The sequence below is a fragment of the Hydrogenophaga sp. genome, assembly GCF_028698005.1.
Lineage (GTDB): Bacteria > Pseudomonadota > Gammaproteobacteria > Burkholderiales > Burkholderiaceae_C > Hydrogenophaga.
In genome coordinates, this window is record NZ_JAQVEJ010000062.1 from 1 (window position 1) to 15,255 (window position 15,255).

14 protein-coding genes are annotated in these 15,255 nt (G+C 66.3%); 9 read left to right on the forward strand and 5 right to left on the reverse strand.

Annotated elements, in window-relative coordinates; translation table 11 throughout:
- Window positions 1-618: 618 nt before the first annotated feature.
- Window positions 619-2,205, forward strand: coding sequence for an ABC transporter substrate-binding protein (locus PHQ87_RS08155; protein WP_300232905.1), 1,587 nt, complete (start codon window positions 619-621; stop codon window positions 2,203-2,205).
- A 47-nt stretch (window positions 2,206-2,252) separates the two neighbouring features.
- Here the strand turns inward: PHQ87_RS08155 and PHQ87_RS08160 are convergent, their stop codons facing one another.
- Window positions 2,253-3,137, reverse strand: coding sequence for an MBL fold metallo-hydrolase (locus tag PHQ87_RS08160; protein ID WP_300232906.1), 885 nt, complete (start codon window positions 3,135-3,137; stop codon window positions 2,253-2,255).
- Window positions 3,138-3,214: 77 nt separating this feature from the next.
- Between PHQ87_RS08160 and PHQ87_RS08165 the strand changes: the two genes are divergently transcribed.
- The 6 genes from PHQ87_RS08165 to PHQ87_RS08190 all read left to right on the forward strand — a co-directional run bounded on the left by PHQ87_RS08165 (window position 3,215) and on the right by PHQ87_RS08190 (window position 7,990).
- The gene (locus PHQ87_RS08165; protein ID WP_300232908.1) at window positions 3,215-3,532 is read left to right on the forward strand and encodes a metalloregulator ArsR/SmtB family transcription factor; all 318 of its coding nucleotides are present in this window, start codon (window positions 3,215-3,217) and stop codon (window positions 3,530-3,532) included.
- A 232-nt stretch (window positions 3,533-3,764) separates the two neighbouring features.
- The gene (locus PHQ87_RS08170) at window positions 3,765-4,595 is read left to right on the forward strand and encodes a transporter substrate-binding domain-containing protein (RefSeq protein ID WP_300232910.1); all 831 of its coding nucleotides are present in this window, start codon (window positions 3,765-3,767) and stop codon (window positions 4,593-4,595) included.
- Between the two features lie 21 nt (window positions 4,596-4,616).
- Window positions 4,617-5,303 (forward strand): ABC transporter permease, encoded by a 687-nt coding sequence (locus PHQ87_RS08175; protein ID WP_300232911.1) that lies wholly within the window; start codon window positions 4,617-4,619, stop codon window positions 5,301-5,303.
- Window position 5,304: 1 nt separating this feature from the next.
- Complete coding sequence (locus PHQ87_RS08180; RefSeq protein ID WP_300232912.1) at window positions 5,305-6,018, forward strand: ABC transporter permease; 714 nt, start codon at window positions 5,305-5,307, stop codon at window positions 6,016-6,018.
- Window positions 6,019-6,037: 19 nt separating this feature from the next.
- On the forward strand, window positions 6,038-7,180 hold the full coding sequence (locus PHQ87_RS08185) for a succinylglutamate desuccinylase/aspartoacylase family protein (RefSeq protein ID WP_300232914.1): 1,143 nt from the start codon (window positions 6,038-6,040) through the stop codon (window positions 7,178-7,180).
- 18 nt (window positions 7,181-7,198) lie between these two features.
- The gene (locus PHQ87_RS08190; protein ID WP_300232916.1) at window positions 7,199-7,990 is read left to right on the forward strand and encodes an ATP-binding cassette domain-containing protein; all 792 of its coding nucleotides are present in this window, start codon (window positions 7,199-7,201) and stop codon (window positions 7,988-7,990) included.
- A 54-nt stretch (window positions 7,991-8,044) separates the two neighbouring features.
- On the opposite strand, the gene PHQ87_RS08195 is transcribed toward PHQ87_RS08190, so the two are convergent.
- Entirely contained in the window at window positions 8,045-10,537 is a 2,493-nt protein-coding gene (locus PHQ87_RS08195; protein WP_300232918.1) for a penicillin acylase family protein, read from the reverse strand.
- A gap of 59 nt (window positions 10,538-10,596) precedes the next feature.
- Window positions 10,597-11,544, reverse strand: coding sequence for an adenylate/guanylate cyclase domain-containing protein (locus PHQ87_RS08200; RefSeq protein ID WP_300232920.1), 948 nt, complete (start codon window positions 11,542-11,544; stop codon window positions 10,597-10,599).
- 316 nt (window positions 11,545-11,860) lie between these two features.
- On the opposite strand from PHQ87_RS08200, the gene PHQ87_RS08205 reads away from it, so the two are divergent.
- Window positions 11,861-12,193: a hypothetical protein gene (locus tag PHQ87_RS08205; RefSeq protein WP_300232922.1), complete on the forward strand. Its 333-nt coding sequence runs from the start codon at window positions 11,861-11,863 to the stop codon at window positions 12,191-12,193.
- 28 nt (window positions 12,194-12,221) lie between these two features.
- Here the strand turns inward: PHQ87_RS08205 and PHQ87_RS08210 are convergent, their stop codons facing one another.
- On the reverse strand, window positions 12,222-13,160 hold the full coding sequence (locus PHQ87_RS08210; RefSeq protein ID WP_300232924.1) for an LD-carboxypeptidase: 939 nt from the start codon (window positions 13,158-13,160) through the stop codon (window positions 12,222-12,224).
- A complete protein-coding gene (gene tadA, locus PHQ87_RS08215; RefSeq protein WP_300232926.1) occupies window positions 13,157-14,362 on the reverse strand; it encodes a tRNA adenosine(34) deaminase TadA in 1,206 nt (401 codons plus the stop codon). The genes PHQ87_RS08210 and tadA overlap by 4 nt, the downstream gene beginning before the upstream one ends.
- 241 nt (window positions 14,363-14,603) lie before the next feature.
- Here tadA and PHQ87_RS08220 point away from each other — a divergent pair.
- A partial coding sequence (locus PHQ87_RS08220) for a sigma-54 factor interaction domain-containing protein (RefSeq protein ID WP_300232927.1) occupies window positions 14,604-15,255 on the forward strand: 652 nt, incomplete at its 3' end.

Genomic DNA, 15,255 nt, shown 5'->3' on the forward strand with positions numbered 1-15,255 from the left:
TGGGCGGTCTTCGTCACGCGTCCGATCTCGGCGGGCCTGCTGGCGGTTGCCACCCTGTTGCTGGTCATCGTGGTGATGCCTTCCATCAAGAAAAAACGCGAAGAAGCCTTCGTCGAGGACTGAACGCGCCTCGGCACTCGCTGCCGCGGCCAAAAGCCCGGTCCACCTGAAAAGGTGGCCGGGCTTTTTTCATGCACGGTCCTCTGACCGGTACACAGCACCTGGAAGCGCAGGCCTGATTCCATGCAGGGTGCGGGTTGCTGGCGCACTTGCGCTGCCGCAGTCTGGATGTCATTTGGATATTCCACAATGTATATTATGTTAAGTAAATAACGCATGTCCGAAGGATGTGTGAAAAGCTCGAGCGATACGCCGCCACCGACCGAACACCGCAGACCATCCGAATGGCCCTCTGCTGGCGCACCCGCTGGGGCGCCAAATTGTCTTTTCGTTTTCTATGCGATGAATTGGCTTTCATCCACTTTCATACTAGGTGGCGTTTCATTTTTGGCGAGACCAAACAATGGAACCCGCGTGACACCAGGGCTGCCACGATTCCGTCGCTCGCACGGTGCCGTGGCTTCCTTCCGTTCCATCGCCAGCTCAGGAAAGTGACTCATGAAAATCTCTCACGCCCTTCTCGCCATGTGGGTGGCAGGTATGGCCAGCAGCCCGGCGCTGGCTCAATCCGAGCAGCCGGTCAGGGGTGGAACCCTGGTGATTCCCGTGCACTTTCCGGATCCTCCATCGTTCGATTGCGCGGCCGCAGGACCCTCGGCGCTGTTTCGCATATCACCGCACTACTCGCTGTTGCTGAGGGTCGATGCCGAGCGCTATCCCGAGGTGAAAGGCGAACTTGCCAAGAGCTGGACGGTATCGCCCGACGGACTGACGCTGACGTTCAAGCTGCACCCGAACGTGAAGTTCCACGATGGCTCTCCGCTGACTTCCACCGATGTCAAGGTCAGCCTTGACCGGTTGCGCAACCCGCCGCCCGGCGTGGTCTCGCTGCGCAAGGCCATGTTCGACGACGTCGAAGCCATCGACACCCCGGACGCTCAGACCCTTGTGGTGCGCCTGAGCAAGCCCAACGCCGCCATGCTGCAGCAGCTGGCCATGCCCTACGCCTGCATCTACTCGGCCAAGCTGCTGGCCTCGGACCCCAGCTACCCGACCAAGAAGGTGATGGGTTCCGGCCCCTTCAAACTGGAGCGCCATGTCTCTGGAACCGAATGGGTGGGTACCCGGTTCGACGACTACTTCGAGCCCGGCAAGCCCTATCTCGATGGCTTTCGGGCGCTCACGGTTTCATCGCCGGCGGCCATCAACGCCTCCATGTCGGGCCAGGTCCACTACAGCCTGCGCGCGCTGACGGTGTCCGAGGTGGAGCGGATCAAGGCCGCGCGCGGGGACACCGTGAAAGTGGTTGGCCAGAACAATGTCACCCCGGTGCGCATCTGGGTGGCCTTCAACACGACGCGCCCACCGCTCAATGACGTGCGGGTACGGCGTGCCCTGACCCTGGCACTGGACCGCTGGAATGGCTCCAAGGCGATGGCCGGACTGACGGGGATCAATGTGGTCGGCGGCATGGTGCGGCCGGGGTCAACCTTCGCACGCAGCACCGCAGAGCTGGAAAAAGAACTGGGTTTCGGCCGCAACATGGCCGAGGCACGTGCCGAGGCGCGGCGGCTGCTGGCCGAAGCCGGTCATCCCAACCTCAAACTCTCACTGGTCAACGGGCAGGGTTACAGCTTCCTGGGCGTTTACGTGGCCGACCAGTTGCGACAGATCGGCGTGACGGTGGACCATCAGGTCGTGGACAACCCTCAGTGGTACGCACGGCGCCTGTCGGGCGAGTTCGATCTCACCACCGAGGCACCTCCTGAGTATGTCGACGACCCCACGGTTCAGTTCTCCATGCTCACCTCGTACAAGAACAACCCGAGCAATACGACCCGCGCCAACGACGAACAACTGGATGCGCTCTATGAAGCGCAGATGCGTGAAGTGGATCCCGTGAAGCGACGTGCCAGGGTGCACGAGCTGGAGTCGTATGTCCTGAATCAGGCCTACGTCATGCCCCTGTTCTGGCAGAACTGGACACGGGTCATTTCGAACGAGGTGGGCGGCGTGCCGGACATGCCATCCAACTTCCTCAAGATGGAGCTGTCCGACGTCTGGTTGCGGCCCGAGAAGAAGTAGGCCTCAACCCGGAGAGGGCTGCCACTTGCGCCCAACCCGCCCTGCGTTTATGGCGTTGCGGATCTGCCCAGCAGGTTGAGCGGAATCTTCAGGTAGCTCACGCCATTGTCCTCGGCGGGCGGAAGCTGGCCTGCACGGATGTTGACCTGCAGCGACGGCAGGATGAGCGTTGGCACTTCCAGTGTCGCGTCACGCGCCGTGCGCATGCGGACAAACTCGTCTTCGCTGATGCCGTCGCGGACGTGGATGTTGCTGGCCCGCTGCTCGGCCACGGTCGTTTCCCAGGCCGCTGGCCGGTTTTCCGGCGGATAGTCGTGGCAGACATACATCCTGGTTTCCGGTGCCAGCGACAGGATGCGCCGAATCGACCGGTACAGCGCGCGTGCATCGCCCCCGGGAAAGTCGGCACGCGCCGTGCCCACGTCGGGCATGAAGAGCGTATCGCCCACGAAGACGGCGCCATCCACCAGATAGGCCATGTCCGCGGGCGTGTGCCCCGGAACCCGCAGGGCCCGTGCCTCGACCCTGCCGATGTGGAAGATCTCCCCATCCTCGAACAGATGGTCGAACTGCGAGCCATCGGGCAGAAACTGGCGATCCAGGTTGTACAGCTTCTTGAAGGTGGACTGAACCTCCCTGATGTGCGCGCCGATGCCGATGCGGCCGCCAGCGGCCTGCTGCAGATAGCGCGCAGCCGACAGATGATCGGCATGGGCGTGCGTCTCCAGGATCCACTCGACCGTCAGGCCCCGCGCCCGGACATAGTCGAGCACCCTGTCCGCCTGCACGGCGCTCGTGCGTCCGGACTTGAAGTCGAAGTCCAGGACCGGGTCGACAATGGCCGCGCGCATGCTGTCCTGGTCGGTGATGACATACGAAACGGTCCATGTCTGCTCGTCAAAAAACGCCTGGACGGTGGTTCTGGACGTCATGTGAGCTCCATGGTTTGATATACCAATTTATATTATATGAGTTAATATAATAATGTCGAAACCCAGGAGCCCTACCCTTGTCTGACAACGTCGCCATCGATCCTGAAACGCTGCGCCAGGCGGCCGGCCAGGCCGTTGGCGCCCTGAAAGTGCTGGCCAACGAAGACCGGCTGTTGCTGCTCAACCAGTTGTCGCAGGGCGAGATGTGTGTCGGCGAACTGGAAGAAGCCCTCGGCATCCATCAACCGACGCTGTCGCAGCAACTGGGCGTGCTTCGCAACGAAGGCATCGTCCATACCCGCCGCGAAGGAAAACGCATCTGCTACAGCCTGGCGGACCCCAGGCTGCTGGATATCCTTCAGGTGCTCTACAAGCTGTACGGCCACAAGAAATAAACCATGACCATTGGCATCGCCGGTATCGGCGGCATTCTGGGCGGACTGCTCAGGCCAGCCAATCCGGCACCCTCTTGCTCGTCCTGGCATGGCATTTGCCACAGAATGACGGGTGATCCGGGGAAACACCTGTTTGGTGCACCCGGATACAGGCGGATGCCCACCTACAATGAATGCCTTGTCTGGAACCGGTCGGTTTCCAGCGTTCACTTTTACTGAGGGATCACTATCCATGAAGCATCTGTTTCTGACGGCTGGCCTGCTGGGTGCCGTGGCGCTGGCCGGTTGTGGCAAGACCGAGGCACCGCCCGCACCTGCGGCCGAAGCGCCGGCGGCAGCGCCGGCACCGGCCGCACAGGCCGAGCTCAAGGTGGCCATCGACCCGACCTACGAGCCCTTCACCTACAAGACGGCCGATGGCAAGCCCACGGGCTTTGACGTCGACATTGCCGAGGCCCTGTGCGCCGAAATCCAGCGCAAGTGCGTGTACGTCGAGCAGGTGTGGGACAGCATGATCCCCGGCCTGCAGGCCAAGAAGTACGACGTGATCATCAGCTCGATGTCGATCACCGATGAGCGCAAGCAGGTCATCGACTTCACGGACAAGTACTACAGCACGCCCAGCCGCATCGTCGTCAAGACCGGCACCGAGTACACCGACCCGGCTTCGCTCAAGGGCAAGAAGCTGGGCGTGCTCAAGGGCAGCACGCAGGAAAAGTACGCGCTGGGCGAGCTCCAGCCGGCTGGCGTGAACGTGGTGCCCTACGAGGCGCAGGATCAGGTCTATCTGGACATCAAGTCGGGCCGCCTGGACGGCACCGTGGCTGACCAGGTGGAGGTCACCGGCGGCTTCCTGAGCAAGCCCGATGGCGAGGGCTACGGCTTCGTGGGCCCGGCACTGAGCGATCCGAAGTACTACGGCATCGGCATGGGTGTGGCCCTGCGCAAGGGTGAGGACGAGCTGCGCAACCAGCTCAACGCCGCCATTGCCGCGATCCGTGCCAACGGCGTGTACGACACCGTGGCCAAGAAGTACTTCGACTTCGACGTCTACGGCGACTGATCGCGTCGGGGACCGCTGCCTTTGTCCGGCTATTACGCCTCCATCCTGCAAGGCGCCCTGCTGACGGTGGGCGTCTCGCTGGCAGCTTTGGCGGTAGCTGTCCTGCTGGGTCTGGTGGGGGCCGCGGCCAAGCTGTCGGGGCGCCCCCTGCTGGCGGCCCTGGCCACCGCCTACACCACGGTGGTGCGTGGCGTTCCCGAACTGGTGCTGATGCTGCTGATCTTCTACGGCGGCACCATCGGGCTCAACCACCTGCTGGAGTTGGCCGGGAGCAAGGCCACGGTGGACATCAACCCGTTCGCGGCCGGTGTGCTGACCATTGGCTTCATCTACGGCGCCTACATGACGGAAACCTTCCGGGGCGCCATTCTTGCCATCCCCAAGGGCCAGTCGGAAGCGGCCTGGGCCTTCGGGATGGGCCGGCTGCGCACCTTCATGCGCATCACCTTGCCCCAGATGGTGCGCTATGCCCTGCCCGGCTTCACCAACAACTGGCTGGTGCTGATCAAGACCACGGCGCTGGTCAGCCTGATCGGCCTGCACGAAATGACCTACCTGGCCAAACAGGCCAGCGCGGCCACGCGCGAGCCGTTCACGTTCTACCTGTTCGCGGCCGGCCTGTTCCTGCTGTACACCTCCGTGCTGCTGCTGGCCCTGCGCTGGCTGGAGCGGCGCTACAGCCTGGGCGTGCGCCGCGGGACGGCCTGAGATGCGCTGGGACGTCATCTTCCAGGCCAAGAACCTGGCCCTTTATTGGCAAGGCCTGCTCACCACGGCGGGCCTTCTGCTGTCGTGCCTGGTCATCGGTGCGGTGCTTGCGGTGCTGTTCGCGCTGGCGCTGACCAGCCGCATCGCGGTCCTGCGCTGGATCGCCGGTGCCTATACCTACGTGATCCGCGGCACACCGCTGCTGATCCAGCTGTACCTCATCTATTACGGCATCGGCCAGCTCGAATGGATCCAGGCGCGCTGGGACACCGTCTGGCCCTGGACGCACTTCAAGGAACCGTTTTTCTGCGCCCTGCTGGCCTTCAGCCTGAACACGGCCGGCTACACGGCCGAGATCATCGCCGGGGCCATCCGCGAAACCCCGCACGGCGAAATCGAGGCCGCCCAGGCCATGGGCATGAGCCGCTGGCAGACCATGCGCCGCATCGTGCTGCCCAGCGCACTGCGCCGCTCCCTGCCCGCCTACAGCAACGAGGTGGTGCAGATGCTCCACACCACCAGCCTGGCCAGTGCCGTGCCGGCCATGCTGGACCTCACGGCCGCTGCCAGCCGCATCTATTCGGACTACTATCTGCCCTTCGAGGCATTCATCTTCGCGGCGGTCATCTATCTGTGCATCACGTTCGCCCTGGTGGGCATGTTCCGCCTGGCCGAGCGGTATTTCCTGGCCCACCTGAGGCCGCGCCCGCACTGAGGAACCGCCCACAGCCCGCATGCGACGCACCGAACATGAACTGCTCAGTGCCACCCTGGGCACCCGCAAAGCGCTGACGGCTTTCCACTTCGGCGTGGCCGGCGCTCGCCCGAAGGTGTACATCCAGGCCAGCCTGCATGCGGGCGAGCTGCCGGGCATGCTCGTCGCGCATCACCTGCGCACGCTGCTGGAAGCCGCCGATGCGGCCGGCCAGATCCAGGGTGAAGTCATCCTCGTGCCGGTGGCCAACCCCATCGGCCTGGCGCAGCGTCTGTACCACCATCCGCAGGGCCGTTTCGAGCTGGCCTCCGCCGAGAACTTCAACCGCAACTACCCGGACCTTGCCGCAGCGGTATGGCCGGCCGTGAAGGATCGCCTGAGCGCGGATGCCGCCGCCAACGTGGCCCTGGTGCGCGAAGCGGTGGGCGCCTGGCTGCAAGCCTGGCAACCAGAGAGCGAATTGCAGAGCCTGCGCCGCCAGCACCTGGGGCTGGCGCACGATGCGGATGCGGTACTGGACCTGCACTGCGATGCCGAAGCCACGCTGCACCTGTACACCGAGGAGCCCTGCTGGCCCTCGCTGGAGCCGCTGGCGCGGCTGCTGGGCTGCCAGGCCGTGCTGCTGGCGCGAGATTCCGGTGGCGGTTCGTTCGATGAACGCCTGTCGGGCCTGTGGTGGCGGCTGCGCGAACGCATGCTGGAGGCCGGTCTGCCCGATGCCCTGCCGCAGGCATGCGACAGCACCACCGTCGAGTTGCGCGGCGAGACCGATGTGACCCACACGGTGGCGGCGCAGGATGCGCAGGCCATCATGGCGTTCCTGGCGCACCGGCAGGTCTGGCGCCCGGGTACTCCCTCGCCTGCCCTGCCGCCGCTGCCATGCGAAGCCACGCCCCTGTCCGGCTCGCAGACACTGCGCTCTCCGGTGCCGGGACTGCTCGTCTTCCTGGCCCGCCCGGGGGCGAAGCTGGCGGTTGGCGACGTGGTCGCCGAGGTGATCGACCCCAGTGCCGAGCGTGCCGCCCGCATCACCCCCATCCGCGCCGAAGTGGCCGGCGTCCTCTACGCCACCGTGCGCGACCGCTACGTCCACGCAGGCGGCGAAATCGGCAAGATCGCCGGCGCCGTGCCCTTTAGAACCGGTAACCTGCTCGGTGCCTGACCTGTCCGATCTTCTTTCATGAATCCCAACACCTCCCCCGCCGACTCCGTGCTGCTCGACGTGCAGGACATCCACAAGCGTTTCGGCGGCAACGAAGTGCTCAAGGGCGTGTCGCTGCAGGCGCGCGCCGGCGACGTCATCAGCCTGATCGGCAGCTCCGGCTCGGGCAAGAGCACACTGCTGCGCTGCATCAACCTGCTCGAAAAGCCCAACCAGGGCCGCATCGCGGTGGCCGGCGAAGAGCTTCAGCTGCGGCCGGACCGTCACGGCGAGCTGCAGGCGGTCGATGTGAAGCAGCTTCAGCGCATGCGCACGCGACTGGCCATGGTGTTCCAGCACTTCAACCTCTGGTCACACATGACGGTGCTGCAGAACATCATCGAGGCGCCCGTGCACGTGCTGGGCATCCCGAAGGACCAGGCCGTGGAAACGGCGCGCAGGTACCTGGAACGCGTGGGCCTGCGCGGGGTGGAAGACCGCTACCCCGCCCACATGAGCGGTGGCCAGCAGCAGCGCGTGGCCATTGCCCGGGCGCTGGCGGTCGAACCGGCCGTGATGCTGTTCGACGAGCCGACCAGTGCGCTCGACCCCGAGCTGGTGGGGGAAGTCCTGCGCGTGATGAAGTTGCTGGCCGAGGAAGGCCGTACCATGGTCGTGGTCACGCACGAAATGGGCTTTGCGCGCGAGGTGTCCAACCACGTGATCTTCCTGCACCAGGGCCGGATCGAGGAACAGGGCGTGCCGCGCGAGGTGCTGGTGCGGCCGCGCAGCGAACGCCTGGCCCAGTTCCTCTCGGGCAACCTCAAGTAGCCGCCGTTCCCCAGCGCCCCTGCTGGGGCCTGCCGGGGCGCGCCGCCCCGCGCCTCAGGGCTGCAGCTCAAGCTCGCTGACCCAGCGGGCCGGCCGCATCTGCAACGGCCGGTAGCGCACGGCGGCCCAGTCCGCCGCCATGTCACGGTACCGCGGTGACAGCGCATTGCCACTCTGCCCGGTCTGGTAGATGAACACCGATTTTTCCGGGTCGGCCAGGTCGTAGACCGCCCGCAGGCTGGCCGCATGGCGGTTGGCAAACGGGGCATCGGCCTTGTCCAGGTGGTATTGCCCGACATTGACGGTGAACGGATCCCCCCCGGTGGGCGTGCGCACTTCGAACCAGGGCGCCAGGGCCGGAACGTTGCTGAACGGGCGGTGTACCGAAATGGCCGGATGGGCCTGGCCCCAGTTCCAGCGGCCGACGTCGTCGCCCTGCTCGCCGCGGATGCGCTCCAGTGCCCGCTCGAGGGCCCGGGTGGCAGCGGCCTCGCAACCGGCTTCGCCACACCAGAACCGGTTGTCGCTCTCCAGGATCAGCTCCACCCCCGTGCGGAACAGGCGCTTGCCGTACAGCGCCTCGAAGCGTGACTGCCCCAGCCGGCTGCCCAGCACGCCGCGGGCGAATTCGTCCGCCCAGACACTGAAGATCAGCGGGGCAGCGCCGTCGGCGTGCATGGTGCCGTCAAAACCCTGCAGGCTTGTCATGGCCGCGTTGGCCAGCGCGTGCGCAGGCCGCAATTTTTGCAGATAGGGCAGCAGGCGCTGCGTGGCCCGGGACACGACGTCGCCCTGCAGCCGGGCGAAGCTGGCGTGGTCGTGCCTGTCGGTGGCTTCCAGCAACTCGACAATGCGGTCCTGGCGATACGGAGGCACCCAGTCCTGGGTCAGGAAATGGGGATAGTCGGCGGCATGAATGCGCTGGTTGGCGGTGGCGATCCAGCCGCGGGCGCCATCGTCTTCGGGCGTCTGTTCGTAGGGCAGCCAGCCGATCCAGTCGTACCGTGCGTCCCACCCGGGCGAGGGTGCCACGCCGCGGATGTCGTTGTCGGGGTGGCGCAGCGGCACCTTGCCCGCCGCCTTGTAGGCGATGCGCCCGCTGCGGTCGGCCATGACCACGTTCTGCATGGGAGCCTGGAAATCGCGCAGGGCCTCCAGCAGTTCGCCCACGGTCTGGGCCCGGTTGGAGCGCAACGTGGCCAGCACGTTGCCGTTGTCCACGTCCAGGGCGGTCCAGCGCAGTGCCAGCGCATAGCGCTGCGGATCGACCAGGTCGCTGTTGCGGCCGGGCACGTCGCTGATCACCGGGCCGTGGCGCGTCAGGCGCACCGTGTGGCGGACGTCGGGCTGGCCCTTGACGGACACCACCTCCTGGCGCGTTTCGAACGCGGCCCAGGCCGGCGTGTCGCCTTCGGCCGGCACGCGGTAGCGGCTCGGGTCGTCCGGGTGGATCGCTTCAAGGTACAGGTCCTGCACGTCGGGGCCAGTGTTGGTGAAGCCCCAGGCCACACCTTCGGTGCGGCCCAGCACCACGAAGGGGGTGCCTGGCAAGGTGGCGCCGATGACGTCCATCCCCTTCATGTCTGCGGTGTCGGGTGCCTGCAGCCGGGCGAAATACCAGATGGCCGGCGCCGACAGGCCCAGATGCGGATCGTTGGCCAGCAGGGGCTTGCCCGAGGTCGTGCGGCTGCCGTCCACCACCCAGTTGTTCGAGCCCTTGCCTTCGGCAATGCCCAGCGCCGCCGTCCAGTCGCGGATGCCCTCGCTGGCCTGGGCCAGCCAGCGTGGGGAGGTCAGCGGTGCGCTTGACTGGGGCGCCGTGCCCGGACGGCGGGCGTACACCCCGGCGTCACGGTACAACCGGGCCAGATCGGCGCTGGCGGCCGGCTGCTCGCCCGGGTAGGGCGGCATCAGTTCCCACAGCCGGTCGGTGTCGATCACTTCCAGGGCGTTCAGGCGCGCCAGTTCATTGCCCCAGTTGCCACCGAGGTCCAGCGCCATCATCAGCGACCAGGCCACGCTGTCGACCGCATCCCAGTAGGTGCCGGCCCGGGCCTCCTCCCTCGGGTCGATGCCCAGCAACTGGAATTCCGGCGAGAGGGCCTGCGTTCGCCCGGCGTGGAAGGCATTGATGCCGGCCGCGTAGGCCTGCAGGGCCTGCTGCGCCTCGGCCGGCAACTGTTCGTACTGGGCCTGTGCGGCCTGGCGGATGCCCAGCGTGCGCAGCAGCAGATCGGTTTCCAGCGTGGCCGGGCCCAGCACCTCCGACAGGCGCCCGCGCATCACACGCCGGTTGAACTCCAGTTGCCAGGTGCGCTCCTGCGCGTGGACGTAACCCAGGGCCATCCAGGTGTCGCGGGCGTCGTTGCCCAGGATGTGGGTCACATCGGACGGATCGCGTTTGATCTGCACCGGTCCGCGCAGACCGGGCAACTGCCACTGGCCGTCGGTGGCTGGCAGGGTACGCCAGGCGTACCAGGCCGCGGCCACGATGGCCAGCAGCAGCAACAGCGAAACGCCGGCCAGAAGGCGCTTGATGAGTCGCACGGTGATCTCCTCTGGTTGTTCGGGTGATGCCAGTTTGTACCACCCGTTGGCCGGGGTGCTCAGCCGCGCAGCAGACCGCGGCCCAGCGCCACGGAACCCTCGATGAGATGAAAGCTCATGGTCGGCGTGCTGAAATCGGTGAACGGTGCCCCCATGGCGATCTCACCGTCGCAGTGCAACACGCACTCCTGACGCCGCAGGGCGATGATGGCATCCGATCCGGTGAACCGGACCCACGTGCCATAGCTGCTGGTGTCTTCCAGTACGAAGTTGCCCGAGCGGATATCGATGATCGCGTGCATGCGCGACACCCGGGGGTCGCTGACCACGAAGTCGGCCTCGGGCACGCGGCCGATGCGGATCGGCAGTTCTCTCGCGGTAAACGAGTGGTTGGCGTCCAGCCAGTCCAGCACGATGCCGCTGAACACCGGCGCCCGTTCCGGGCCGCGCAGGGCATGGAGGTCCGCCGGCAGGGTCATCAGCTCTGATGCCATCTCGGGCTGCCACTCGACGCGAAACACGTCGCAGGGCTCGATGCGACCCTTGATCCGCATCGGGCCCAGGCGGCGGCACCGCACCGCACTGCGCGGACCCAGGTCGCGCACGACCGTGTCGGTGGCGAGAATCTGCTCCGGACCAGCCAGGTCGCTCAAGCGGGATGCGAGGTTGACGGCATCGCCAAAGCAATCGCCGTCGACCTGCACGACCTGCCCGCGCGCCAGGCCGACCTGCATCATGAGCCGGAGGCGATCGGGCCATGATGCGGTGCGCTGGGCATGCTGCTGCTGGAGATGCATCATGCATTCCACGGCCAGCTTGTTGTTGGCGAAGGACAGCAGCACCCCGTCGCCCAGCATCTTGACGATGGTGCCGCCATGTGTCCTGCCGGTGCGGCCGATCCACTGCGTCAGCTGCGTCACGGTCTTGGCTGCCCGGTCATCGCCGAGTGCTTCATAAAGGGCCACGCTGCCGGTCAGATCGACGAAGGCAATGGTCAGCTCAGCCATGTCCGGAACTCAATAGGGGCACAGATCACCTCATGGCATGAATACGGGTTGGGCCGTTGTCCGGCCAAGCCGCAGGCGCTTGGTCATAGGTATGTTTTCGTGACTTTTACCACAAAGTGGCAGGCCCGGATGCTCGCGCCACAGGCCTGCCCAAACTTCAGCGAATGTCTCAGCAACATGAGGCAACTGCTTGATTTTCCGGTTGTTGTTTTCGTGCTTCAAGGGTCGCCATGGTTGCGATATTGCGGGCCAGCGGGTATGGTGTGACGCATCACGCAGAACGCCAACTGCGGGCCGTCGTCGAGGAGGGAAGCCGATGCGCTGGTTCAAACCGGTGATCCGTCACAGCATTTCTGCCTTGCTGGGAATGGAGGCGCGCAAGCACTCGCCCGAATCGCTGGAGCCGGTGCGCCAAGCCATGCTGGCGGTGCTGGGGCCCGAGGGTGAGGCACGCAGCCCGCAACTGAGCCGACGTCTGCGCTACCTGCACGACGTCCAGGCCCTCTGGTATGTACGCGCCGAGATGGTCTCGGTGCTCAGTGCCCTGCATGGCGAAGCCATGGCCGTGGACATGGTGCGCAGCCTGACGCCCCTCTTCGAGGGCCGCCTGCCCGAAGCCATGCTGGATTCGGCGCGCAGCCACCGCTGAATCGGGTACCTCCTGCCGGCGCCGCCATTCACCCCCAGAACACCAGGGCGTCGCGCCCCTGCACCATCAAGTCAACCTGTGCGCCCACGGGCAGCAGCACCTTGGTGGGCACGTGCCCGTAGGGCAGGCCCGTGAACACCGGTGTGCGGGTCTGGGTGCGCAGCCAGTCGACCACCGTCGCCAGCCGGAAACCACGGTCGTGCGGTGTGCTCTGGTAGCCGGTGAAACTGCCCAGCAGAACCGCTCGCTGGCGATCGATGACCCCCGCGTGCAGCAGTTGTGTCAGGGCGCGCTCGATCCGATAAGGATGTTCGTTGACGTCCTCCAGAAACAGGATCCCCTTGTCGACGGCAGGCAGCCAGGGTGTACCCACCAGCGAGGTGAGCACGGCCAGGTTGCCGCCCCACAGCGTCGCGCCCTTGACGGCCCAGCCCGTGCCATCGATGGCGCGGCTCACGCGGGCGCCCTGCCCCGCCAGGTCGGCCTTGGGCAACTGCCAGCCGGTGCCTTCACCCTGCCCACAGGCCAGGTCCTCGAAACAGGCCAGCATGATGTCGTCGGGTTCCTCTTCGGCGCCGAAGTCCGCACCCAGCGCCGGTCCTGACCAGGTCCTTGCACCCGTACGGGCCAGGACGGCGCACTGCAAGGCCGTGAAGTCGCTGATGCCGACAAAATGCATGCCCTGGTCGATGGCCTTGGCTATGCGCGCGTAGGGCAAGTGGGGCAACAGCCGGGTCAGCCCGTAGCCGCCACGCGAAATCAGCGCGATGTTGGCGCCGCTGGCCGCGGCGCGATGGATGGCCGCCAGGCGCGTCTCGTCGTCGCCGGCAAAGCGCTGACTGCTGCGCAAGGCAGCTTCGTCGATCTCGACCTCGTGCCCGAGGGCCTTCAGGCGCGCCACGCCGCGCCGGAAGGCGGCCTTGTCGCGCACCGCGCCGGACGGCGAATAAATGTAGATGTGGCTCATGTCGTTGCAGGTGGATGAGGGGGCGGGAAAGCGAAGTGCCGGCACGCCTGGGCCGCCCATGCGGCATCGTCGGCGCAGCGGGTGGCGTCGGTGGCGGCCAGGGCCAGGGTGCGGCCCTGCCAGCCCGATTGCCAGAAGTGTTCGGCAGGCCCGGCCAGTGCCTCCAGCTCGTGCGGTGCCGGCCAGCCGTCGGCGAATGCGCGCAGCGCCGCCTGGTGTCCACGGTCGGGAAACGGGGCCTGCGCGCCGGGTGGCGTGCCCGCTCCTCCCGTGGTCGGTACCCTGTCGATGCGCAGCAACCCCAGGTAGCGCGCCGGTGCCGCCATGGGCAGTGTTCGGCCCAGATCGGCCGCCCGGCCCGCCAGCACCAGCACGATGTGCTGCAGGTCCAGACGCTCGACCAGCTCCAGCAGCACCTGCCGGTGCCAGGCGCTGCGGTGTGCGGCTTCGCGCTTGGGCTTGTCGCTGCGTCCGAAGCCGATCAGGTCAGGCACCACCACCCGGTCGCCCGCGGCCAGAAACACCGGCAGCACGTGGCGAAAGTCATGGCTCCAGCCCGGGACATCGTGCAGGCACAGCCAGGTGCGCGATGCATCGGCCGGCCCCTCGTCCAGGTAGTGCAGGCGCAGGCCCGCCAGGCTGGGCAGATCCGCCACATAGCGCGGTGCCCAGGGGTAGTCCGTCAGCTCGGCAAAGCGCTGGTCCGGCGTGCGCAGGGCATCCTCGCGCAAGGGGACGGCGCTGGCCTTGTGCTGGCCGCGCCGCTGCTGGAAGAAACGGCGCAGCAGCAGGCCACAGTGATCGGCCAGCACCCCGCCGGTCACGGTGGTCTGGTGGTTCAGGCGCGTCTGGCCGAACAGGTCCACCACCGAACCGGCTGCCCCTGTCTTGGGGTCACATGCACCATAGACCACCCGGCGCACCCGGGCATGCAGCAGCGCACCCGTGCACATCGGGCACGGTTCCAGCGTCACGTACAGGTCACAGTCATCCAGGCGGTAGTTGCCCAGGCGCTGTGCGGCTGCCCGCAGGGCGACGATCTCGGCGTGGGCGGTCGGGTCGTGGGCCGCGATGGGCTGGTTGCGGCCAGTGGCGATGACCTGGCCAGCGCGAACCACGGCAGCGCCCACCGGCACCTCGCCGGCCTCGGCCGCCTGACGGGCTTCGGCCAGCGCCAGTCGCATGAAGTCATCGTCGCTCATCAGCCCGATTGTCGCCCACCCTACTGCGATGCCTCGAACAGGCGATGTTGAACGCCGGTTTGGCTCCTGCGGCTCATCGTGGTGACGCCCTTCCGGGCCATCGGATGGCCAGGGAGGCTCCATCCAGCCGGTCTCACGCATGGCGTCCGCCCGTGGGGTGATGCCAGCAGCGCCGCTCCCTGCATATCGATATGCGAAGTCCACCGTTCACAACGGTGGCTCCCGCGCATAGTCTGTCGGCATGTCCCTGAACACTTCGCCCCCTTCCGCAGAGCCTGGCACCCAGGGCAGCCGCCTGCTCACGCTGCCCGACTCACCCGGTGGCGTGTTGTCCATACGCGCCAAGGCCCTGCTATTTCACGATGCCCGGTCTTGCGAACTGCTGGACCGTGTGGACTGCATTGCCCGTAGCGAGGCATCTGTGCTGGTGATCGGCGAAACGGGGACGGGCAAAGAGCTGATCGCCCGCCACATCCATGCGCAAAGCGGGCGAAGCGGCCCATTCGTGGCGGTGAACTGCGGAGCCTTCTCCGAATCACTGATCGACGCCGAGTTGTTCGGTCATGAGGCAGGTGCCTTCACGGGCGCCGCGCAGGCCCGCCCCGGCTGGTTTGAAGCAGCCCAGGGCGGCACCCTGTTCCTCGACGAAATTGGAGACCTCTCGCTGGCACTGCAGGTCAAGCTGCTGCGTGTGCTGCAGGAGCGGCAGGTGGTTCGCCTGGGGTCGCGAAAACCTCTTGCATTGGACGTGCGGCTCGTGGCGGCGACCAACATCGACCTGGCCCGTGCCGTCGAGGCGGGACACTTCCGGGCTGATCTGTACTATCGCCTGAGTGTGGCCACGGTCGACGTCCCGCCACTGCGTGAGAGAACGGGCGACATCCTGCCATTGG

What these genes read in the sequence shown, in the direction of transcription:
- PHQ87_RS08155 (WP_300232905.1), top strand. Translation starts at nt 619, where the DNA reads ATGAAAATCTCTCACGCCCTTCTCGCCATGTGGGTGGCAGGTATGGCC.
- PHQ87_RS08160 (WP_300232906.1), bottom strand. Translation starts at nt 3,137, where the DNA reads ATGACGTCCAGAACCACCGTCCAGGCGTTTTTTGACGAGCAGACATGG.
- PHQ87_RS08170 (WP_300232910.1), top strand. Translation starts at nt 3,765, where the DNA reads ATGAAGCATCTGTTTCTGACGGCTGGCCTGCTGGGTGCCGTGGCGCTG.
- PHQ87_RS08180 (WP_300232912.1), top strand. Translation starts at nt 5,305, where the DNA reads ATGCGCTGGGACGTCATCTTCCAGGCCAAGAACCTGGCCCTTTATTGG.
- PHQ87_RS08185 (WP_300232914.1), top strand. Translation starts at nt 6,038, where the DNA reads ATGCGACGCACCGAACATGAACTGCTCAGTGCCACCCTGGGCACCCGC.
- PHQ87_RS08190 (WP_300232916.1), top strand. Translation starts at nt 7,199, where the DNA reads ATGAATCCCAACACCTCCCCCGCCGACTCCGTGCTGCTCGACGTGCAG.
- PHQ87_RS08200 (WP_300232920.1), bottom strand. Translation starts at nt 11,544, where the DNA reads ATGGCTGAGCTGACCATTGCCTTCGTCGATCTGACCGGCAGCGTGGCC.
- PHQ87_RS08205 (WP_300232922.1), top strand. Translation starts at nt 11,861, where the DNA reads ATGCGCTGGTTCAAACCGGTGATCCGTCACAGCATTTCTGCCTTGCTG.
- PHQ87_RS08210 (WP_300232924.1), bottom strand. Translation starts at nt 13,160, where the DNA reads ATGAGCCACATCTACATTTATTCGCCGTCCGGCGCGGTGCGCGACAAG.
- tadA (WP_300232926.1), bottom strand. Translation starts at nt 14,362, where the DNA reads ATGAGCGACGATGACTTCATGCGACTGGCGCTGGCCGAAGCCCGTCAG.